We start from the raw sequence: 19,790 nt of genomic DNA on the forward strand, positions 1-19,790 counted from the left end.
CTGGCGGAAGTTTGACACTCGGACGAAATCTCGTTTCCCGGCCCTCGGACAACGGACATGCTCGGAAAAGCCTTGTTCTCCCCAGCGCCTCGTACACCAGAACCCCTCCCCCTGCTGCAGACCCTGAAGGCGGAGACCCGCCCGCACCATGAGCGCGCCGAGCGCGTGGTGCGCCTGATGTCTCCGGACCTCACCCCGGCTGGCTACCGGCGCCATCTGGAGGCGCTCTACGGCCTCTACGTGCCGTGGGAAGCCTCCCTCGCCGCCTGCCTGGAGGGCCGCTTCCCCGAGCTGCGCCTCGCCGAGCGGTGGAAGGTGCCCCTGCTGGAGGAGGACCTCCGGGCACTCGGCCATGACGGCGCCTCGCTGGCCCGCCTGCCCCTCCACCCGGGCCTGCCCTCCTCGTCCGGAGTACCCGAGGCACTCGGGACCCTGTACGTCCTGGAGGGCGCGACGCTCGGCGGGCAACTCATCCTGCGCCACCTCACCCGCCACTTCGAGGGCGCCTCCGTGGGAGGGTTCGCCTTCTTCCGGGCCTATGGTGAGGCCGTGGGGCCCATGTGGAAGGCCCTTGGCGAGGCCCTGCCGCGCGTCTGTCCGGAGCCGGCGCTCGCTCCCCGGGTGGTGCGCGGTGCCCAGGACACCTTCGAGGCCTTCGAGGCCTGGCTTCGGGAAGCCCATGTCGACGCGCCCTCCTGTCTCTGAAGCGGAGCTCTCGCAGTGCGAGCGCGAGCCCATCCACCTCCTGGGGGGCATCCAACCTCACGGCGCGCTGCTGGCCTTCTCGGAGCCGGACCTCACCCTGCGGCTGGTGAGCGCCAACACCGAGGCCCTGCTGGGGCGCCCGCCCGAGGCGCTCCTGGGCCAACCTCTGTCGGGGCTGTTTCCTCCCTCCTCGCTCGCCCTGCTCACCCGGGCCCTGGCCCAGCCCGCCTCCGGCCTGCTGCGCCTCGAGGCCGCGGGCCGCTTCTTCATCGGCGTTCCGCACCGCGGCGACGGGCTGGTGGTGCTGGACCTGGAGCCCACCGCGGAGGGCACCCACGAGGAGGAGGCGCTGGGGATGGTGGACCTGCTCCTCTCTCCGCTGGCCCGCGCCCAGGGCCCCAAGGGGCTGCTCCAGGCGGCGGCGGAGGCGGTGCGCGCGCTCACCCGCTTCGACCGGGTGATGGTGTACCGCTTCGACGCGGACTGGCATGGCGAGGTGCTGGCGGAGAGCCGCGACGAGTCCATGGACGGCTTCCTGGGCCTGCACTTCCCCGCGAGCGACATCCCCGCCCAGGCCCGCGCCCTCTACACGCGCCACACGCTGCGGCTCATCGCCGACGCGCGCGCCGAGCCCGTGCCGCTGCGGCCTCCCGTGCTGCCCTCCGAGGGCCGCCCGTTGGACCTGTCCGGCTCGACCCTGCGCAGCGTGTCCCCGGTGCACCTGGAGTACCTCGCCAACATGGGGGTGGGCGCCTCCATGTCCATCTCCCTGGTGCGCGAGGGCCGTCTCTGGGGCCTCATCGCGTGCCACCACCGCACGCCCCTGCTGGTGCCGCTCGCCACGCGCCGCGCCTGTGATGTGCTGGCCCGGCTGCTGTCGCTGCAGCTCGCCGCCGAGGAGCGCGCCAGCGTGTCCGCCGAGCTCGCCCGCCGCGCCCACTTCCAGACGCAGTTGGTGGAGCGGCTCTCCGAGCAGGCGGCGACGCTGCCCACGGCCCTGTCCCAGCATGCGGAACTCCTGCTCGGCCTCACCGGCGCGGGTGGGGTGGCCCTGCTGCTCGGCGAGGCCCCGGTGCTCGTGGGCCAGACGCCCTCCGCCGAGGACGTGCGGGAGCTGGCCCTCTGGCTCGCCGGACAGCACTCCGACGGGAGCTTCCACACGGAGCGGCTCGCGCGGCACCACCCGCCGGCCGCCGAGTACGCGGACGTGGCCAGCGGGCTGCTCGCGGTGCGCCTGGACGAGACCTCGCCCCGCTTCATCCTCTGGTTCCGCCCGGAGGTGGCGCGCACCGTCACCTGGGCCGGCAATCCCCAGAAGCCCGTGGTGCCCGGGCCCGGTGCCAGCCGCCTCCACCCGCGCGCCTCCTTCGCCGCCTGGCAGGAGACGGTGCGCGGGGCGAGCCTCTCCTGGACGCCCGAGGACGTGGCCGCCGCGGTGGGTTTCCGCTCGGCCCTGGTGGGCGTGCTGCTGCGCCATGCCGCCGCGCTCGCCCGCTCCAACGCGGAGCTGGATGCCTTCGGCGGCACCGTGGCGCATGATCTCAAGGAGCCGCTGCGGGGCATTCAGCAGTACGTGGGCTTCCTCCTCGAGGACCATGGCGAGCAGCTCGGCGAGGAAGGGCGGCGGCAGCTCGAGGAGGTGCGCTGGCTGGCCGCACGCACCCAGGGGCAGATGGATGCCCTCTTCGAGTACAGCCGCGCGGGGCGGGTGGAGCTGGCCTGGGGCGAGGTGGACATGCATGAGCTGGTGGACGACGTGCTGCTCACCGTGTCCGCCCGGCTCCAGGAGAACCAGCTGGAGGTGCGTGTCCCCCGGCGCCTGCCCCGGGTGGAGTGTGACGGGGTGCGCGTCCAGCAGGTCTGGGCCAACCTCCTCACCAATTCCGCCAAGTACCACCAGTCCGGCGGCTCACGCTGGGTGGAGCTGGGCTACCACGGTCCGGGCGAGCCCCTGTCCCACCCGGCGCGGCGGCGGGCGGAGGAGTACGTCTTCTATGTACGGGACAACGGCATCGGCATCGCCGAGCGTTTCCACGAGGACATCTTCGAGATGTTCCGCCGGCTGCACCCGGCCCACTCCTACGGGGGCGGGAGCGGGGCGGGTCTCGCCATCGCACGCCGGCTCGTCGAGCTGCATGGGGGCGAGCTGTGGGTGGAGTCCTCGCCCGGCCAGGGCTCGACCTTCTTCTTCACGCTGGGAGAGAGGCCCCGGTAATGGAACGGCCCCTGCTGCTGGTGGAGGACAGTGAGCCAGACGCGGAAGCGTTGTTGCGCGTGGCCCGCAAGCTGCCGCTGTCCGTGCCCGACTACCTCTTCCAGCGGGGGGCGTACGTGGGGGCTCCCCGGCCGGTGATGGTGCTGCTGGACCTGAACCTGCCGGGCATCGGTGGCCAGGAGGTGCTCGCCCTGCTAAAGGCCGACCCGATGTTGCGCACCCTGCCCATCATCATCTTCTCCAATTCCACCGAGGCGCGGGACGTGAGCTCGGCATATTCCGGAGGCGCCAACAGCTATCTCTTCAAGCCGGGTGATGCCGTCGGGTTACAGGAGGCCGCGCGCGCGCTGGAGTGCTTCTGGTTCAACGCCGCGCGGCTTCCCGGACTGGAGGAGCCCACGGGATGAGCCTGCGTGTGCTGCTCATCGACGACAGCCTCGCGGATCAGCGGGCGCTGCGGCGGGCGCTCGAGAAGGATACGGAGACGCGGTGGGAGGTGGAGCAGGCCAGCTCCGCCGAGGAGGCCCTGGTACGACTGAGCCACCCCCCGGTGCCCGATGCCCTGGTGCTGGACTTCCACCTGCCGGGGATGGACGGGGTGTCGCTGCTGCGCGAGCTGCGCGAGCGGTGCAAGGAGCGCACGCCGGCGGTGGTGGTGTACACCGGCAGCGGCAGCGAGGCCGTGGCGGTGGAGGCGATGAAGGCCGGGGCCCACGACTACCTCCTCAAGGAGACCTTCACCCCGGATCGGCTGCGCCACAGCCTGCACGCCGCGGTGGAGAAGGTGCGGCTGACGCACGAGCTGGAGGATCGCCGCCGTCAGGCCGAGCACGCCGAGCGGGTGGCGCGCGAGGCCCTCGCGGTGCGGGACGAGTTCTTCGCCATCGCCACGCATGACCTGAAGGGGCCGCTGCAGAGCATCCTGCTGAGTACGCAGCTGCTGCGCCGTCAGCTGACGCCGGAGGCGCAGACGGCGGGGGTGAAGATGCGGCTGGAGCAGATATTGAGGGGCACCCAGCGCATGGGGGAGCTGATCGACCACTTCCTGGAGGTGACGAGGGGAGGGGAGAAGCCGTTGAAGCGCGAGCCGGTGGATTTGTTCGCGCTGGTGCGGGTGAAGGTGAGGGAGCTGGGGCCGTTGGTGGCCACGCACCCGGTGCACCTGCACGTGGAGGGCACGGACTTCCAGGGCAAGTGGGACGAGGCGAGCCTGGAGCGGGTGTTGGACAACCTGCTGGGCAACGCCGTGAAGTACAGCCCGCGAGGGGGCTCCATCGACGTGTGGCTGACGGAGGAGACGCCGGGGCCGGACGGCTGGGTGCGGATGAAGGTGCAGGACCAGGGGATGGGGATACCGGCGGCGGACCTGCCCCACATCTTCGAGCGCTTCCGCCGGGGCCGGAACGTGGCCCCGGTGATTTCCGGCAGTGGGGTGGGACTGGCGAGCGCGCACCGGCTGGTGGAGTTGCACGGCGGAACGCTCACGGTGGAGAGCGAGGAGGGCAAGGGCTCCACCTTCACCGTGCGCCTGCCGCGAGCGATGAGCGTGCAAGAGTCCCAGGTGGAGCAGTCGGCCTGAGGCTTCAGGGCCCGATGGAGGTGGGGGGACCTTGCTGGAGGGCCTCTCCTTTTCGCGGGCCGCTCCAGGGCACGGCCTTCGAACTGGGCCAGTAGCGAGCCCGCCCGCGCGTGAAGCACGCGCTCACCTCGAGCGCGGACTCGGGAGGGTCATCAGGTGCTCCTGAATGACTTGCTCGAGGCCCCGCACCTCGTCATCGGTGAGGGCGCTGAAGTACCTGGCCCTCTTGCCTGCCGACAAGCGGCCTCCATTCTGGAGACAGAATTGAATGAAGCGATTGCGCGCCGTGTCCGGCATCTCGACAAGGCTGTCCAGCTTCTCGCGGGCAGTGCGGTAGCGGACGAGGAAGTCCAATTCGTCGCGAAACTCCGTGCGCAGGGTCTCCTCGATCCAGCGGAAGAGGTCCTCCGCCATGCGCGTGAAGTCGACATAGCGATAGAAGCCGCTTGTCCTTCCTTTCACTGAAAGGCGGCCCTCCTCGTCGACGGTGTAGTCCACCAGGTTCATCAGCGGCTTGGAGAAGGACTCGAGGCAGGCGTCGTACTCCTGCCGCTTCTGCAACATGACCGCGGAGATGGGGAAGATGAGACCCTTGGGGGTGAAGCCCTCCCTGGAGAGGATGTAGTGGATGAGCAGCCGGTGGAGTCGGCCGTTGCCATCTTCGAAGGGGTGGATGAAGACGAAACCAAAGGAAATGGCAGCCGCGTGAACGACGGGCTCTGGCTGGGACGCCATCATTCGCTCCATCGAGGAGAGCAGTCCTCTCATCAGTCGGGGCACCATCTTGGGACGCGGTGGAACGAAGTGGACGCGCTGCCGCAGTCCCATTCCCACGGATTCGCCCACGTAGTTCTGTTCGGTGCGGTAACCCTGCTCCGCGAAACGCTCCTCCACGATGACGTTCTGCATTTGCACCAGCGCGGCTTTGTCCAGTGAGTTCCGGTCGGGAAGCTCACGCAGGAGGGAGACGAACCTCGCGGCGCGCTTCTGGCTGGGCTTCTCCCGCTCGATGTCGAAGGAGGAGCGGGTCTCCTTCGTGTAGAGGTAGTCGACTGCCCGGCGGAGGGTCTCCTCGTCGTAGGACGCCACGATCCGGGCGGCTTCCTTCTCGAGCCGCTTCGCCTCGGACTCCCGGAGAGCCGGGGTCCGACGCACCATGGGACAGAAGTTCACGTTTCCCAGGAGGTTGTCGCGCACCCGGTGCCGCCGGCTGTTCACGGGGGCCGCGGTGTAGTAGCGCTTGGGCTCCAGCAGCTCGACGTAGTTGCCCCGGTTCAGGTCCTCGAGGGGCAGTTGGCGCTTCGTCAGGAACTCGTAAAGAAACCAGAGTCGGCGGGTGTTCTTCCCAGTGGGCCGCGCCTCGATATGGCGGCACAACTCGGTCTCGAAGGATTGTTGCTTCACCGCGCGGAACAACGCGGCGAGCACCTCCAGGGAAACGCCTTCGTGCTTCAGCGCGAACTCCAGATGGTCGCAGAGCGTGGGGCCTGGATGGTAGGCATTCGGGTAGGTAACGAACTCGCGCCCCTCCTTGCTCTGCACCTGCTTGCCCGCGACCGCCGCGCAGCACGAGAGTTGATGCGGAGGCAGGACCGCGAGGTTGTAATCCGCGATGGCTTTCGCGTACCCGATGGGGATGACCACGAGCGGAAACATTCCCGTTCCTTCCTCTAACGGGTGCGTAAGAAACCTACATCATCCGTGCTCGGGTGCAAGTCACGCATGGGGGGAAGCTCGATAGGGAACGACCTATAGCGCATGGATGCGTTAGGGCTTTGTAGGAATCGTTAGGAAACGGCCTTGAAGCCCCGAAATCGTTATGGCGCGCATGCTTGGAGCGGGAGCAGTGAGGCATGGCCCGACGGATTTCCGAGGACTTACGTCGGCGAGCCTGCCCCCATGTAACCGGGGCAAGCCCAGCCGGGTGGACTGGTGAGCGCGCACCGGCTGGTGGAGTTGCACGGAGGACCGCTCACGGTGGAGAGCGAGTGCTCCTGCTTCACCGTGCGCCTGCTGAGAGGAATGCGCGTGCGAGAGTCCCAGGTGGAGCAGTCGGCCTGAGGCTTCAGGGGCCGATGGAGGTAGGGGGAGGAATCGCGGCGCCCACTCCGATGTAGCACTTGCCCTGGTATTCGGCTGCGCCCTCGGTACAGGGTGGGCGTTTGGCGATTTCCATCCAGCACCCACTGCGGATCTCCACTTCGCCACGCTTTGGATTGCACGGAGGCTTCTTCTGGCCCGCCACGGGTTTGTCGGGCATGGGGAAGCCCTCAATCCCAGTTCCGGGCTCGTCACTCGTGCGACTGAGGACCAGCTCCTCCACCGTGGGGTTCACCTCCAGGGCGTGCACTTCCTGAAGCGGGCGCTCGGTGGGTCGTGGCCAGAGGAACACCGCGAGCGCGAGCAGCGTGGCCAGTGCCAGACCTACCTTGGGTGAGCCGAGTCGGCCCGCCGGACGCGGACGAGACTCCTTCGGGCCTCCCGTCAGGTGGGCTTGCACCTCGGGCCGGGTGTCGATGCGCATGAACGTCGCGGCCCACCGCTCGAGCATCCACGTCAGTTGCCGGGGTTGTCCGTTCGCGGGAGCGTGCTCTACATCCAGCGCGAGATAGGGTGGGGTGACGTTGGCGGTGGCGCGCACCTGCCAGCTCTCCTCCGCTCGCAGATCTCCTTTGGGTCCAGGCATGAGCACCAGGGCGGGGTTCCCCGTCTCGGTATTGCGCGCCTCGTACAGGCGCCCCAGCCCACCGCCGATGGCGCGATGACGCTGGGTGACGCGATATGGCCCCAACGCTCCTCCGCTCCAGGGTTTGTCTTCCTCTTTCATTCGAGCCTCCCGAGCTTGGTTTCCTAGCACGGCGGCGCGAGGATGACCATACAGGTCTTCATCGCGCACCTCGCGCATACCACGTTCAAAGTAGGGTCGCGAGGGGCGCCTGCGGTGCCCTCGTGACGCGTGCCGCGGCAGGGAGGGACAGTTTGCCAAGAGGTGGCCCCATGCTCCCCCTGCAACGCTGGTTGCCGCCGGACCAGGCCGCCACCTATCTGCGCCCCTACAGCGAATTCCGGACCCTGGGCTCCCGGATTGGCATGGACGTGGATCCCCAGGTCCTCGCTTACGGTTCCGACAGGAGTGGGGCCGGGGTGTTCACGGGCGGGCGTGTCCCGTCACTGGCCCTGGAAAACCCCAGGGGTTCGACCTTCGTCGAAGGTGATCTCCTCGTCGACGGGTGGCTCGAGAACATGGGCGGACTCGTCTTCGTCCGCGGCAATCTCGTCGCGCAGACGCTCTACACGAGCGGCTACCTCGTCGTCCTCGGAGAGCTCCGCGTGCGCCGTCTGTTCGGAGAGGACGAGCCGTATGGCACGTACATCTTCGGCGACGCTTACGTCGAGAGCGCTGTCTTCTCCCACAACCACCTGTTCGACGTGTGGGGACGGGCGGAGCTGGGCGCGGTGGTCCATGACGAGTCCGACGGGCACGAGGCCCTGCGGCAGCGGCTCGTCACCTGGGGCATGAGTCCCGGCTCCAGGAGGGAGGACATCCAGGATGACGTCCGAGCCAGCCTCCGCGCGTTCGCCGAGCGCTGGGGTCCGCTCCCCGAGGAGTGGGCCTCGCGCCGGTACACCCTGAAACCAGAGGAGAAGAAGCTCGCCGGCGAGCGGGACGCCCTCGTGAAGGCCCTCGAATAGCCCCGGCCGGGCCGACGCACTTCACGTCATGACGCGCTCGCCTGCTCGCCGCCCTCTCCTCGACCCGTGCCCGGGGCTGTGACACAACGGGGGCGTTGATGCCCCCGCTGCTCCGCCCCGTCGTCCTGTCGCTCCTCGTGGCGCTCCTCCCCGGCTGTCGCGCCGAGCGGCCGCCCCCGGGCATCACCGTGCTCATCGAGTCCCCACCCGAGAGCCTGGACGACCGGTTCACGCTCTCGGCCATGGGCCAGCGCCTCGCCCAGCTCATCACCCCGGGCCTCATCACCCTGGATGACACCAGCACGCCCGTGCCGGACCTGGCCGAGTCCTTCCGCGAGCTGTCTCCCACCCTCGTGGAGCTCACCCTGCGTCCGGGGCTCACCTTCCATGATGGCAGCGCCCTCACCACCGAGGACGTGAAGGCCACCTACGACAGCATGGGGGACCCGGCCATCGCCAGCCCCCGGGCGGAGCGGTACGCGGCCGTCGAGCGGGTGGAAGTGGTGGACGCGCGCACGGTGCGCTTCCACCTGCGCCGGCCCTATGCGCCCCTGCTCTCCGAGCTGTCCCTGGGCATCCTCCCCGCCGAGCGCGCCTCGGCCGCCGGCAAGGAAGTCCAGGGCCGGGCCCCCATCGGCGCGGGCCCCTTCCGCTTCGCGTCCCAGCCGGACGAGGACCACCTCACGCTGGTGCCCTTCGCGGGCCACTACCGCGGCGCGCCCGCCATCCCCCGTCTGCATTTCCGCGTGGTGCGCGACGAGACGACGCGCGTGCTGGAACTGCTCAAGGGACGCGCGGACCTCGTCCTCAACGCGCTGTCCCCGGCCGTGCTCCCCGCGCTGGAGCGCGAGCCCTCGCTGCGCGTCCTCACCCAGGAGGGCACCGGCTTCGCCTACCTGGGCCTCAACCTGCGCCACGGGCCGCTCGCGGACGCGCGGGTGCGCCGGGCCCTGTGCCACCTCGTCGATGTGGAGCCGCTCGTCACGTACAAGTTCCACGGGCTGGCGGTGCCCGCCAACGGCATGCTGCCGCGTACTCACTGGGCCTGGGCTCCCGTCTCCGGCTGCCGGTACGACCCGAAGGAGGCCGCCCGGCTCCTGGACGAGGCCGGCTACCCGGACCCGGATGGCCCTGGCGGTACGCCCCGCCTCTCCTTCCAGCTCAAGACGAGCACGGACCGCTTCCGCCGCTCCGTGGCGCTCGTCCTCCAGGAGCAGCTCGCGCGCGGCGGAGTGGCCGTGGAGGTGCGCTCGCTCGAGTTCGGCACCTTCTTCAACGACATCCGCCGGGGCAACTTCGAGCTCTTCACCCTCAAGTGGGCCTCCGTCATCGAGCCGGACCTGATGCGCAGCGCGTACCACTCGGGCAACGTGCCCACGGAGGCCAACCACTGGGGCGGCTTCAACCGGGGCGCGCTGCGGGACGGAGCGCTCGATGCCCTCCTCGACGAGGCCAGCCGCGTCTCCACCCCCGAGCGCCAGGCGCTCTATTTCCAGGCCCAGGAGCGATTGGACGTGCTGGTGCCCGTGGTGCCCCTGTGGCACGAGAGCTCCGTGGCGGTCGTCTCCCGCCGGCTCCAGGACTTCGCGCCGAGTGCCCACGGCCGATTCACTCCGCTGGCACTGGCGAGGATGGTGGAGCCATGAAGCGGCTCGCCTCGGCGGCCGTGGCCCTGTTCGGCGCGCTGCTGCTCGTCTCGCTCTTCCTGCACCTGGTGCCGGGAGATCCCATCGACGTGATGCTGGGCGAGGAGTCCACCCTGGTGGATAGAGAGGCCCTGCGCCGCGCCGTGGGCATGGACCAGCCCGTGCACCTCCAGTTGTGGAACTTCACCCGGGACTTCGTCACCGGGGAGTTGCGCACCTCGGTGCCTCCCTTCCAGAAGAAGGTGATGCCCTCCATCGGCGCGGCCCTGCCCCTCACGCTGCTGCTCGCGCTGGCGGCCATGGCCGTGGCCCTGGTGCTGGCCCTGCCCCTCGGAGTGGCCGCCGCGGCACGCCGGGGCACGGCGGTGGATACGGCCGCCATGAGCGCGGCGGTGGCCGGCGTGGCCTTGCCGCGTTTCTGGCTCGGGCCGGTGCTCATCATCCTCTTCTCGCTGAAGCTGGACTGGCTGCCCGTGTCCGGCGCCGAGTCGTGGCGGCACCTCGTCCTGCCCGCCTTCACCCTGGGCACCGCGCTCTCCGCCTTCCTCGCGCGCATGACCCGCGCCGCCATGCTGGAGGCCCTGCGCGAGGACTACGTCACCGTCGCCCGCGCCAAGGGGCTCTCTCCCCGGGCCGTGCTGTGGCGCCACGCCTTCCGCAACGCCCTGCTGCCCATCCTCACCGTGCTGGGGCTCGAGTTCGGCGCCCTGCTCGGCGGCGCCATCGTCACCGAGAAGGTCTTCGCCTGGCCCGGCATGGGCACCCTGCTCCTGAGCGCCATCGAGAAGCGCGACTACAACACCGTGCGCGCCACCGTGCTTGTCTTCACCTGCTGCTACGTGCTCGTCAACACGCTCACCGATGTGGCCTATGCGCTCGTCGACCCGCGCGTGCGGAGGCGCGCATGAGGCTCCGTCTTCGCTCCGTGGGGGGGCGCTTCGGTCTCGCCGTGGCGGGGCTGCTCGTCCTCGTCGCGTTGCTCGCGCCTCTCCTCAGCCCTCACGCGCCGGAGGCCATGGACCTCGCCACCGAGCTCTCGCCTCCGCGTCCCGGCCACCCGCTGGGTACGGGGGAGAACGGCATCGATCTGCTCACGCATGTGCTGTACGGGGCTCGTGTCTCGCTCGTCGTCGCCGCGTTCGCCGTGGCGCTCTCGGCGCTGGTGGGCACCGTGCTCGGTGGCCTCGCGGGATTCATGGGCGGGCTCGTGGACGAGGCGCTCATGCGGCTCACCGACGTGCTGCTCGCCTTCCCCGGCATGCTCCTGGCCATCTTCATCACGGCCGTGCTGGGGCCCTCGCTCACCCACGTCATCTTCGCGCTCAGCTTCACCGGATGGACGGGCTACGCGCGGCTGGCGCGCGGGCAGGTGCTCACCTTGCGCGAGCGGGACTACGTGCAGGCCGCGCGGGCGCTCGGTGCTGGCAACGCGCGCATCCTCTTCCACCACCTGCTGCCCAACGCGGCGGGGCCCCTCGTCGTCCAGGCTACTTCCGCGCTGCCCGGCGCCATTCTCGCCGAGGCCTCGCTCAGTTTCCTCGGGCTGGGTGCGCCTCCCGGGACGCCCTCGTGGGGGGCGCTGGTGGACCAGGGCACGCAGTACCTCCTCGTCGCACCCCACGTGGCCCTCTTCCCCGGGCTCGCGCTGGCCCTCACCGTGCTCGGCTTCCACCTGCTCGGCGATGCCGTGCGTGATGCGCTGGACCCCAAACACCTGGAGCGTTAGCGCTTCGAACCTTTCTGGTGCTCGCGGGCTGGTACAGTTGCGAGCCATGACAGACACCGGACTCGATCCCGCCACGCTCCCGCTGCAGACGGCCGCTCCGGATGCGAGCGTGTATCCCTTCACCCAGACGTTCCCGACGACACTCGCTCCCGAGGTTCTCTGGGCCGAGTTCACGCGCGCGCTGACGAACTCACCGGACGCCGTGCTCTGGGCCAACGACGTGTCCTTCATCCGCGCGCTGAGGCCTCCGCTCGCCGCGGGCGCGGTGCTTGCCGAGCGTCTGGCGGTCGGCGGCCCGGAGCTGCACTACCGCCTGATGCGCTTCGAGCCCCCGCGGCTCCTCGAGTACGCTTCCCTGCGAGGCCACCCCCTGGCGTGCAGTGCCGTCGTGACCGTCGAGCGCACCGCGAGCGGAAGCACGCTGGCCTGGCGGGGCGAGTACCGCGGCTCGGAGCCGCAGCTCGCCAATCTGAAGCGCCTCCACGCGGTCTTCTTCGGGGAGTTCGCCCGCCGGGTCCGCCAACTGGAGGCCACGGCCACCACGGCGGGTTGAGCCTCGGTGGTGCCGGGCCGTCCGGAGACGAGCAGGAGCCGCGGAAGTAGCGCATCATGCCCGCATGAGCGACCGAGCCCGCCCGCCCGAATCCATCACCACCATCTATACCCTGGTGCGTGGTAGGGATTGGCGGGCGGCCGAGGCCGTGGGCGAGTATCGCGGCAGCGCCGACGATACGCGTGATGGCTTCCTGCATTTCTCCACCGCCGCGCAGGTGCGAGCCAGTGCCGCCAGACACCGCGCTGGCGAGCCGGACCTGCTCCTGATCGAGGTGGACGTCGCCGCGCTCGGAGACGTCCTGCGCTGGGAACCGGCGTCCAGCCGTTCCCGACCCGGTCTGTTTCCCCATCTCTACGGCCCGCTTCCCCTCGGGGCCGTGCGGAGCGTCACGAAGTTGCCGTTGAGCCCGGACGGGACGCACGCCTTCCCGGCCGGGTTTCCGTGATACATCCCCTCACGCCGCGAGGTCTGCGCGCCAGCGCTCGACGGTCCCGGGATGGGTTCCTGTCTCCTGCTTCCTGCTGGCGACGGCGGCCCTCGGGGGACAGTCGCATTTCTTGGGCAGGGGGCCGGGGTTGCCCGGATTCCGTCAGGCGGCGTTGGCGTCCGCGGCGCGCACGCGGGTGAGCCTGGAGGCGGCGGGGCAGGTGAGGACGGTGGTGTTGGGGGCCGGGGAGCTGGTGGTGGGACTGGCGCCCACGGCGGTGGCATCCAGGGCCCTGGGGCCAGGCGGTGGTCTGTCACCCGAGCGCGATCCTCAAGCCCAGGAAGGTCATGAGGGCTCACCACCCCAGGCCTTGCTCGAGTCACAGTCCAGGCATATCCAGAAGATAGACAATATCATCCGTGATCATGCCAGGCCGGGTGATTTCGAGGGGGTCGCCAGGGAGCTTGCTGGCCAGAAGATTCCCAAGCCCGGTGGGGGCTTCTGGGATCATCGGCGTGAGATGCTCCAGTCCATCAGGGATCTCAAGTTGATGAAGAGCCCGGATTCCGAACTGCGGTATGCGGCCGTCTGGGCCCTGGGCCTTCACTGGGGGCACCCGCGCACGCTCCCCATGCTCCGGGCCATGCTGGAGGGGGGCGAGATGGATCTGGAGGTACAGATCCTCGCCGCCCGCTCCATCGGTTCCATGGTCGAGCGGTGCGGCCATCCGGATGCGCGGTCCTTCAAGACGCTGGCGCGCGTCGCGTTGGACGAAGGCGCGGCCGCTGAGCTCAGGGGCGTTGCGTACACCAGCCTCCATGCCGCGGCCGGGTTGCTGCCCGCGGTAGAGGAAGCGTCTCTTCCAGAGGACATCCGCCAACTGCGGGTGGATTGGGAGTGGCTGCGTGCACTGGCCGACTGAAAAAGCCCGGGCCGCTCAGTGCACCGCGGGCAGGCTGCCGCGCAGCATGAAGAAGATGACCACGCCCGTCACGGACACGTAAAGCCAGATGGGCGCCAGCCACCGCGTCACCTTCCGGTGTTTGTCGAAGGCCTTGCGCCACGCGAAGTAGAAGGACAGCAGCGCGCCCGGCACCACGAAGATGGACAGCAGCACGTGGCTGGCCAGGATGCTCAGGTACACCGTCCTCATCACCCCGCCCCCCGCGTAGCGCGTGTCCCCGTGCACGAAGTGGTAGGCCAGGTAACAGACGAGAAACAATCCCGAGGCCGCGAAGGCGGACACCATCAGGTACTGGTGCACCCGCCTCGCCTTGCGGCGGATGGCCACCCAGCCCGCCGTCAGGAACGCCGCCGCCAGCGCGTTCAGGCTCGCGTTCACCGCCGGCAGGAAGCGCAGATCCACCCCCTCCACCGCGCCTCCTCGGCGGATGAGAAGAAGATACGCGAGGAATGAGAGCGCGGCGGTGGAGACCACCGCCGTGAAGACGTAGAAACCGCGGTCACTCACCGGGGCCTGTGGAGCGGACGTAGCGTCAGACATGGCGTAGCTTTCTGTCCTGACTGTGCCCCGCATGCAACTGCTGGCGCCTGCTTCTCCGTTACATCAGCAAGCGTATAGCTATTAACGGGAATTCCTGGCATAAGGGCACGTGCAGTTCCCCCGCTGCGCCCCCCTCCGGAGGTCCCCGTGCGGCTCGCACGAAGCTTCCTCGCCCCCCTGGCGACCGCTGTACTCATGGCTTCTCTCCCCGCGCTCGCGGAAGAACCGGTGTGTGCCCCGGTCTCGAAGGTTCCGCTCGAGCGCCATCTGCGCCAACTCTCGCTGGATCTGCTCGGCCGGCCGCCCACGTACGAGGAGTACCAGGCGGCCAAGGCCAAGGGGCAGGTGACGGTGGAGGACGTGCGCGCCCTCATGGAAAAGGAGGAGTTCTACGCCCGCATCCGCGCCTACCACCGCGCGCTCATGTGGAGCAACGTGAGCTCCAGCGTCTACAACAACGGCAACTCGCGCCTGTCGGGCGCGGGCTCGGTCACGGACGCCATGTCCCTGCGCGGCAACAGCAGCCGCCCGCTGCGTGGCGCCAACGGCCAGACGTGTGACAACGCCATTGCCCAGGACGTGTGCACCGCCCGGCAGGATCCGCATGTGGATCCGCCGCTGCCCACCACGGCCGCGGCGTGCGCCAGGGAGCGCTACGACGAGCAGGGCGTCCCCATGCCGGTGAGCTGGGACTACGACACCAACTTCTACACCTGCACCCGGCTGGACCTGGGCGCGGACGGCAAGCCCATCTCCGGCTTGACCTGCGAGTCGCTCATCAATAGCAAGCCCGAGCTCGCGCCGTACCGCTACTTCTGCGACATGCGGCTGGTGGGCACCGCCCTGGTGCCGCACAAGTGCACGCCCAGGACGGCCACGCTCGCCGAGGTCGTGGACCCGGCCGACAGCAACCGCGTGGTGGCCTACGCGGACGCCAGCAGCCGGCTCGACCGCTGCTCGATGAAGCTCGACCTGAAGCGCACCAATGGCCTGGAGATCAAGGGCTCCTACGTGCCGCAGCGCGGCTGCGTCCATCGCGAGGGCTTCGTCAACCGGCCCGCGCCCTTCTGGAACGCGGGCGGCGCGAGCGTGAAGGTGTGTGCCATCGAGGCCCAGGAGCGCCTGGCCAACCCGTGGACGATGGAGCCGTGCACCACCGCGCGCTTCAACGGTGACCGCAGCTGTGGCTGTGGCGAGGGCATGGGCCGCTGCGAGGCGCCCAACGGCTCCACGCACACGGCCCGCATCGAGGCCATCAACGACGAGCCCGAGCTCATCGCCGAGTCGGTGGTGCGCCGCGACGAGCCCTACTTCAACATCCTCACCACGCGCCGCTCCTTCCTCAACGGCCCCCTGTCCGAGATGTACCGGGACACCCAGCAGGCCGTGGGCGTGTTCAGCGTGACGCCGCCGGCCGAGCCCGAGGCGCTGCCCAACCTGCCCTTCGCGCAGGCGGACACCTGGAAGGAGTACGTGCGTGACAGCTCGCACTCGGGTGTGCTCACCACGCCCGCGTTCCTCTACCGCTTCCCCACCCAGCGCGCGCGCGTCAACCACTTCTACGCGGCCTTCCTGTGCAAGTCCTTCGCGCCGCCGGACAACGCCCGCCAGCCGGCCGCCGAGGACGCGTGCAACCGGGAGAACAACCTGGCCAAGCGCTGTGGCTGCAACTACTGCCACGCCACCATCGAGCCCACCGGCGCCCACTGGGGCCGCTACGCCGAGCGCGCCGCGCTCTTCCTCAAGCCGGAGCAGTTCCCCCGCTATGACCCCAAGTGCCGCGACTGCGCGATCGCGGGCAACACCTCGTGCGGTGGCGAGTGCGGCCAGTACGTGATGCAGGCGTACGACGGAGATGGCGCCAACTCGCTGGGCCTGCTCAAGACGTACCTCTACCGGACCGCGGACGAGGAGAACAACATCGAGAGCGGCCCGGCCCTGCTGGTGCAGCGCATGCTGCAGACGGGGGACCTGGAGCGCTGCGCGGTGCGCCGCGTCTGGCAGGAGTTCCTCGGCCGGCCCATGTCGGCGGAGGAGCAGCGCATGTATCTCCAGCCGCTCGCGGATGACTTCGCGCGGGACGGCCACCGCTTCAAGGCGCTCATCGAGCGCGTGGTGATGTCCGATGCCTACCGGAGGATCGACTGATGCGCCGCCTGCTCTTGTTCGCACTGCTCGCGCTCGGCGCCGCCGGGTGTGGTGAGAAGACTCCCGCCGCTCCGCCCCCGGTGGACGGCCAGCTCGAGCCCGTGGGCAACCCGCACGGGGACATGGGCACGCCGCTGCCGGACCCCGAGCTGCAGGATGGCCGGGTGGGCCGCTCGCCGCGCCGGCTCACCGTGACCCAGCTCGCCCGCTCCATCGAGGTGGCCGTGGGCCGCCCGTGGGCGGGCCTCGAGGGGGGCCTGGCCACCACCCTGGGCCGCGCCGACTACGCGCTCGTCAACCAGGAGAGCACCGAGCCCAACCTCGTCTTCGCCAAGTTCCTCGAGGACGGGGCGCGCGAGGTGTGCATGGCCCAGGCGGCCGCCGAGAAGAGCCAGGCCTCGCCCGAGGCGCGCGTGCTCAGCCGCACGATTCCCGGCCCGCTCACGGACTTGCGCAAGCTCTCCGACGCCCAGGTGCGCGAGCTGCTCGTGTACCTGTCCACCCGCTTCTGGGGCTCGCCGCTGCAGGGCGACGAGCTGACGCGCTGGGCCACCTTCTTCACGAAGGCGGCGGCGCGCGCCGAGGCCATCACCAACGGCCGTGACCAGGCGCTGGCCGCGGTGTGCATCGCGTTGATGACGGACTCGCGCTTCCTCACCTACTGACGGCTCCGGGGAGATAGCTCCATGAAGAAGAACGACCCGATTCCTACCTCGCGCCGCACCCTCCTGAAGGCCGGCGCCGGCTTCCTGGGCGCCAGCCTCCTGGGGGGCCTGCCCTTCCGCTCCTTCGCGCAGGCCGCCGCGCTCAAGCCCGCGGACCGCTGCTTCGTCTTCGTCTACTTCTCGGGCGGGTGGGACCAGCTCCTCGCCTTCGACCCGAGGGACCCGGACGTCTTCACGCCCGAGCGCGTGGCGGAGACGCGCATCCTCCCGGGCTACAACCTCTTCACGGATGGGACGGCCCCGTTCCCCATCACGCCCGCCGGTTCCAACATCACCTTCGGTCCGGCGGTGGCCAACCTGACCAAGCACTATGGCCGCATGGCGGTGGTGCGTGGCGTCAACATGACCACGCTCGCGCATGAAGAGGGCATGCGCTACTTCATCACCGGCAAGCGCCCCATCGGCGCCGCGGCGCGTGGCTCGTCCACGGCCACGGAGGTCGTCGGGCAGATGGTGCCCACCGTCCCCATTCCGTCCATCGCGTACGGCGTCGAGTCCTACAACGACCGCTACCCCGGCAGCGCCAACGCGCTGCGGGTGAGCCGCTCGAAGGACCTCGTGGACACGCTGTCGCCGAGCACCCGGAAGCTGGACAGCCAGATCGAGACCGAGCTGCTGGCGCTGGGGGGAGAGCCCGTCACGTGTGACGAGGCGGCCCTGAGCGCGGGCGGGGTGGGGGACACCTACCACACGAGCCGGGATCAGGTGCTGCAGGTGCTGAAGGGCGGGCTCAGCGAGAAGTTCAACTTCGCGGTGAAGAACACCGAGAACAACGCGGTCCGCGCCTTCTACGGGCTGCCGGACGCGGGGCCGTACGACAGCGCGGCGGGGCGCGCGGCGCTGGTGGCCACGGCGCTGAAGCTGGGCATCAGCCAGTGCGTGTCCATCAACCTGGTGGGCGGCCTGGACACGCACTTCGGCACGCAGACGACGCACCTGGGCAACCTGCGCACGGGCTTCAACGCGCTGTCGCTGCTGGTGGATGATCTGGCGCGCACCCCGCACCCGTCCGGCGGCGACTTCATGGACCACACCACCATCCTGGTGTTCTCCGAGTTCGCCCGCACCCCGCTCATCAACGCCACCAACGGCCGGGATCACCACCTGACGAACAGCTGCCTGCTGATGGGCGCTGGCGTGAAGCACAACATGGTGTTCGGCCACAGCGGTGACATCGGCATGGCGGCGGGCCTGGTGGACCTGAAGACGGGCGCCAAGGACTCGAACAACGGAGAGAGCATCCTCCCGGATCACATCATCGCGACGGTGCTGGCGTCCGCCGGTCTGGACTACAGCATCACGCGTGTGGAACCCCTCAAGCCGCTGCTGGCGACGTGATGAAGACCCGAGCCTCGTACCGTATCGGCCCCCTGATGCTCGCGGCCCTGCTGTCCGGCTGCGAGCCCGCGCCATCCCTCCCGCGGGACCACCCGAGTCCCCAGCCCTTCACGCCGGTGCAGGTGCGGACGGAGGTGGATGTGGCGCCAGCGCCCGGGTTCGCGGACCAGACGGGCGGCGGCATCTTCGCGACGGCGGACGGCGCTGTCATCCGCCTGCGGCTGGACGGGACGAGGGCGGCGCTGGAGAGCCACCCGGGCAACACGGTGACGCCGGGCCGGGCCCGCGCCGTCTTCCGGATGGGGGCGGGCTCGGCGCTGGTGGAGGCGGACAATGGCCTCTTCATGGCGCAGTCGGGCTGGCTCATCGCCCCGCCCTGGCGCGAGGTGCCAGGCACGGGGCTGGTGGCCACGGCGGCCACGCCGGATGGCGCGGTGTGGCTCGGACATGCCTCGGGGCTGTACCGGTTGCAGGGCGGCGCGCTGTCCGCGCTCAAGGTGAATGGCCAGGCGCTGGACGGCATCACCGCGCTGGCCTCGGCGCCCGCGGAGGATGGGGCGCAGGGCCTGTGGTTCCTCCGCCAGGAGACGCTGAGCGTCGCCGTGCGCACCGCCCCGGGCACGTGGCAGGTGCGTCAGGTCTCCTCGCTGCCGCTGCAGGAGGGCGAGCGCGTGGTGGGGCTGGCGGGGCTGGGTGCCTCGGAGAAGGGCAAGGGCGAGGCGTGGGTGCTGACGTCGTCGCGGCTGCTGCGGCTCGCGGCGGACGGGTGGCGGCAGGTGGCGCTCGCGCGCAAGCCGGAGCAGGTGCTGGGGGCGGGGCGCTTCATCTGGGTGAACATGGACGGCAAGCTGCTCGCCCATGACGCGGAGACGGGCACGTGGGGCGAGGCCTCGGGCGTGGACACGCGCGAGTTCCGCTTCCTGGCGGCCGACGAGAGCGGGTGTGCCTGGGTGCAACTCGGCGCCGAGACGGTGGCGCTCAGCAAGGGCCCGGTGCCGCGGGTGCTCGGACTGCTCGAGGGCTCGCAGGTGGTGGAGGACTCGCTGGTGGTGAGCGCGCGGCTGGTGCCGGGCGTGGCGCCGCTGAGCTTCACCTACGAGGTGGCGGGCGTGGAGGTGCCGGTGCGTGGCCCCGCCTACAGCCTCGGCGGCACGGAGGCGGATGGCACGCCCAAGGCCTATTCCTTCGTGGGCCTGGAGCCGGGGTTGCACTCGCTCTCCGCCGTGGCGCGCTACGCGGATGGCACCGAGGCCCGGCGCGTGGTGAGCTTCGACTACCAGCCCCTGTCCACCGTGGCGCTCGGCTGGGACAAGGACATCCGCCCCATCCACGAGGCCCGGTGCGCGAAGTGCCATGACACCGGCCCGGCGCGGCCCCTGGGCACCTATACGCTCTGGAAGGACAACGCGGAGAGCATCATCGCGGCCGTGAAGGATCAGCGCATGCCCGCGGATGGCCCGTTGGATCCGCAGCTCATCTCCCTCATCCAGCGCTGGGCGGCTACCGGCGCGAATCCCTGAGGCGCTTC

At 69.9% G+C, this 19,790-nt stretch carries 19 protein-coding genes and 1 pseudogene; 17 read left to right on the forward strand and 3 right to left on the reverse strand.

What is annotated here, in order from left to right; genetic code table 11:
- Positions 1–57 precede the first annotated feature (57 nt).
- Genes Q664_RS32775 through Q664_RS32790 form a run of 4 tightly spaced genes read left to right on the forward strand, consistent with a single transcriptional unit; the run spans position 58 to position 4,499 of the window.
- A complete protein-coding gene (locus Q664_RS32775; protein ID WP_075207570.1) occupies positions 58–705 on the forward strand; it encodes a biliverdin-producing heme oxygenase in 648 nt (215 codons plus the stop codon).
- The gene (locus Q664_RS32780) at positions 680–2,920 is read left to right on the forward strand and encodes an ATP-binding protein (RefSeq protein WP_043404523.1); all 2,241 of its coding nucleotides are present in this window, start codon (positions 680–682) and stop codon (positions 2,918–2,920) included. The genes Q664_RS32775 and Q664_RS32780 overlap by 26 nt, the downstream gene beginning before the upstream one ends.
- On the forward strand, positions 2,920–3,327 hold the full coding sequence (locus Q664_RS32785) for a response regulator (RefSeq protein WP_043404526.1): 408 nt from the start codon (positions 2,920–2,922) through the stop codon (positions 3,325–3,327). Before Q664_RS32780 ends, Q664_RS32785 begins: the two co-directional genes overlap by 1 nt.
- Positions 3,324–4,499, forward strand: coding sequence for a hybrid sensor histidine kinase/response regulator (locus Q664_RS32790; RefSeq protein WP_043404529.1), 1,176 nt, complete (start codon positions 3,324–3,326; stop codon positions 4,497–4,499). Before Q664_RS32785 ends, Q664_RS32790 begins: the two co-directional genes overlap by 4 nt.
- Before the next feature lie 123 nt (positions 4,500–4,622).
- Here Q664_RS32790 and Q664_RS32795 read toward each other — a convergent pair whose 3' ends face one another.
- A complete protein-coding gene (locus Q664_RS32795; RefSeq protein ID WP_043404532.1) occupies positions 4,623–6,155 on the reverse strand; it encodes a Fic family protein in 1,533 nt (510 codons plus the stop codon).
- A 276-nt stretch (positions 6,156–6,431) separates the two neighbouring features.
- On the opposite strand from Q664_RS32795, the gene Q664_RS62320 reads away from it, so the two are divergent.
- Entirely contained in the window at positions 6,432–6,560 is a 129-nt protein-coding gene (locus Q664_RS62320; RefSeq protein ID WP_268811425.1) for a hypothetical protein, read from the forward strand.
- A 4-nt stretch (positions 6,561–6,564) separates the two neighbouring features.
- Here Q664_RS62320 and Q664_RS52975 read toward each other — a convergent pair whose 3' ends face one another.
- Positions 6,565–7,326 carry a hypothetical protein gene (locus tag Q664_RS52975; protein ID WP_052518964.1) on the reverse strand — a complete coding sequence of 254 codons (762 nt, stop codon included), beginning with the start codon at positions 7,324–7,326 and terminating at the stop codon, positions 6,565–6,567.
- 170 nt (positions 7,327–7,496) lie between these two features.
- Here Q664_RS52975 and Q664_RS32805 point away from each other — a divergent pair, with 170 nt between their 5' ends.
- The 8 genes and pseudogenes from Q664_RS32805 to Q664_RS63230 all read left to right on the forward strand — a co-directional run bounded on the left by Q664_RS32805 (position 7,497) and on the right by Q664_RS63230 (position 13,469).
- Positions 7,497–8,192, forward strand: a complete 696-nt coding sequence (locus Q664_RS32805) for a hypothetical protein (RefSeq protein ID WP_043404536.1) — start codon at positions 7,497–7,499, stop codon at positions 8,190–8,192.
- 98 nt (positions 8,193–8,290) lie between these two features.
- Entirely contained in the window at positions 8,291–9,838 is a 1,548-nt protein-coding gene (locus Q664_RS32810) for an ABC transporter substrate-binding protein (protein ID WP_052518965.1), read from the forward strand.
- The gene (locus Q664_RS32815) at positions 9,835–10,746 is read left to right on the forward strand and encodes an ABC transporter permease (RefSeq protein ID WP_043404539.1); all 912 of its coding nucleotides are present in this window, start codon (positions 9,835–9,837) and stop codon (positions 10,744–10,746) included. Before Q664_RS32810 ends, Q664_RS32815 begins: the two co-directional genes overlap by 4 nt.
- Positions 10,743–11,564, forward strand: coding sequence for an ABC transporter permease (locus tag Q664_RS32820; RefSeq protein ID WP_043404541.1), 822 nt, complete (start codon positions 10,743–10,745; stop codon positions 11,562–11,564). Before Q664_RS32815 ends, Q664_RS32820 begins: the two co-directional genes overlap by 4 nt.
- A 46-nt stretch (positions 11,565–11,610) precedes the next feature.
- Complete coding sequence (locus Q664_RS32825) at positions 11,611–12,117, forward strand: SRPBCC family protein (protein ID WP_043404544.1); 507 nt, start codon at positions 11,611–11,613, stop codon at positions 12,115–12,117.
- 64 nt (positions 12,118–12,181) lie between these two features.
- Positions 12,182–12,565 (forward strand): DUF952 domain-containing protein, encoded by a 384-nt coding sequence (locus tag Q664_RS32830; RefSeq protein WP_043404547.1) that lies wholly within the window; start codon positions 12,182–12,184, stop codon positions 12,563–12,565.
- Between the two features lie 73 nt (positions 12,566–12,638).
- Positions 12,639–13,094: pseudogene (locus tag Q664_RS63225) on the forward strand (AHH domain-containing protein); the annotation flags it as partial.
- Between the two features lie 3 nt (positions 13,095–13,097).
- A complete protein-coding gene (locus Q664_RS63230; protein ID WP_481955000.1) occupies positions 13,098–13,469 on the forward strand; it encodes a HEAT repeat domain-containing protein in 372 nt (123 codons plus the stop codon).
- 15 nt (positions 13,470–13,484) lie between these two features.
- Here the strand turns inward: Q664_RS63230 and Q664_RS32840 are convergent, their stop codons facing one another.
- Positions 13,485–14,051, reverse strand: a complete 567-nt coding sequence (locus Q664_RS32840) for a DUF420 domain-containing protein (protein ID WP_043404553.1) — start codon at positions 14,049–14,051, stop codon at positions 13,485–13,487.
- A gap of 195 nt (positions 14,052–14,246) precedes the next feature.
- Here Q664_RS32840 and Q664_RS32845 point away from each other — a divergent pair, with 195 nt between their 5' ends.
- The 4 genes from Q664_RS32845 to Q664_RS32860 are packed head-to-tail and all read left to right on the forward strand — an operon-like array spanning position 14,247 to position 19,782.
- Entirely contained in the window at positions 14,247–16,199 is a 1,953-nt protein-coding gene (locus tag Q664_RS32845; RefSeq protein WP_052518966.1) for a DUF1585 domain-containing protein, read from the forward strand.
- On the forward strand, positions 16,199–16,864 hold the full coding sequence (locus Q664_RS32850; protein ID WP_043404559.1) for a hypothetical protein: 666 nt from the start codon (positions 16,199–16,201) through the stop codon (positions 16,862–16,864). The genes Q664_RS32845 and Q664_RS32850 overlap by 1 nt, the downstream gene beginning before the upstream one ends.
- Positions 16,865–16,885: 21 nt before the next feature.
- Entirely contained in the window at positions 16,886–18,262 is a 1,377-nt protein-coding gene (locus tag Q664_RS32855; RefSeq protein ID WP_043404562.1) for a DUF1501 domain-containing protein, read from the forward strand.
- Positions 18,262–19,782, forward strand: coding sequence for a lipoprotein (locus Q664_RS32860; protein ID WP_043404565.1), 1,521 nt, complete (start codon positions 18,262–18,264; stop codon positions 19,780–19,782). The genes Q664_RS32855 and Q664_RS32860 overlap by 1 nt, the downstream gene beginning before the upstream one ends.
- Positions 19,783–19,790 lie beyond the last annotated feature (8 nt).

The organism is Archangium violaceum Cb vi76, assembly GCF_000733295.1.
Lineage (GTDB): Bacteria > Myxococcota > Myxococcia > Myxococcales > Myxococcaceae > Archangium > Archangium violaceum.

Bases quoted from the DNA above. Each gene is read 5' to 3' on its own strand.
- Q664_RS32790 (WP_043404529.1), top strand. From the start codon at position 3,324: ATGAGCCTGCGTGTGCTGCTCATCGACGACAGCCTCGCGGATCAGCGG.
- Q664_RS32785 (WP_043404526.1), top strand. From the start codon at position 2,920: ATGGAACGGCCCCTGCTGCTGGTGGAGGACAGTGAGCCAGACGCGGAA.
- Q664_RS32810 (WP_052518965.1), top strand. From the start codon at position 8,291: ATGCCCCCGCTGCTCCGCCCCGTCGTCCTGTCGCTCCTCGTGGCGCTC.
- Q664_RS32820 (WP_043404541.1), top strand. From the start codon at position 10,743: ATGAGGCTCCGTCTTCGCTCCGTGGGGGGGCGCTTCGGTCTCGCCGTG.
- Q664_RS32825 (WP_043404544.1), top strand. From the start codon at position 11,611: ATGACAGACACCGGACTCGATCCCGCCACGCTCCCGCTGCAGACGGCC.
- Q664_RS32830 (WP_043404547.1), top strand. From the start codon at position 12,182: ATGAGCGACCGAGCCCGCCCGCCCGAATCCATCACCACCATCTATACC.
- Q664_RS32805 (WP_043404536.1), top strand. From the start codon at position 7,497: ATGCTCCCCCTGCAACGCTGGTTGCCGCCGGACCAGGCCGCCACCTAT.
- Q664_RS32850 (WP_043404559.1), top strand. From the start codon at position 16,199: ATGCGCCGCCTGCTCTTGTTCGCACTGCTCGCGCTCGGCGCCGCCGGG.
- Q664_RS32860 (WP_043404565.1), top strand. From the start codon at position 18,262: ATGAAGACCCGAGCCTCGTACCGTATCGGCCCCCTGATGCTCGCGGCC.
- Q664_RS32795 (WP_043404532.1), bottom strand. From the start codon at position 6,155: ATGTTTCCGCTCGTGGTCATCCCCATCGGGTACGCGAAAGCCATCGCG.
- Q664_RS32780 (WP_043404523.1), top strand. From the start codon at position 680: ATGTCGACGCGCCCTCCTGTCTCTGAAGCGGAGCTCTCGCAGTGCGAG.
- Q664_RS32815 (WP_043404539.1), top strand. From the start codon at position 9,835: ATGAAGCGGCTCGCCTCGGCGGCCGTGGCCCTGTTCGGCGCGCTGCTG.
- Q664_RS52975 (WP_052518964.1), bottom strand. From the start codon at position 7,326: ATGAAAGAGGAAGACAAACCCTGGAGCGGAGGAGCGTTGGGGCCATAT.
- Q664_RS32840 (WP_043404553.1), bottom strand. From the start codon at position 14,051: ATGTCTGACGCTACGTCCGCTCCACAGGCCCCGGTGAGTGACCGCGGT.
- Q664_RS63230 (WP_481955000.1), top strand. From the start codon at position 13,098: ATGAAGAGCCCGGATTCCGAACTGCGGTATGCGGCCGTCTGGGCCCTG.
- Q664_RS32845 (WP_052518966.1), top strand. From the start codon at position 14,247: ATGGCTTCTCTCCCCGCGCTCGCGGAAGAACCGGTGTGTGCCCCGGTC.
- Q664_RS32855 (WP_043404562.1), top strand. From the start codon at position 16,886: ATGAAGAAGAACGACCCGATTCCTACCTCGCGCCGCACCCTCCTGAAG.
- Q664_RS32775 (WP_075207570.1), top strand. From the start codon at position 58: ATGCTCGGAAAAGCCTTGTTCTCCCCAGCGCCTCGTACACCAGAACCC.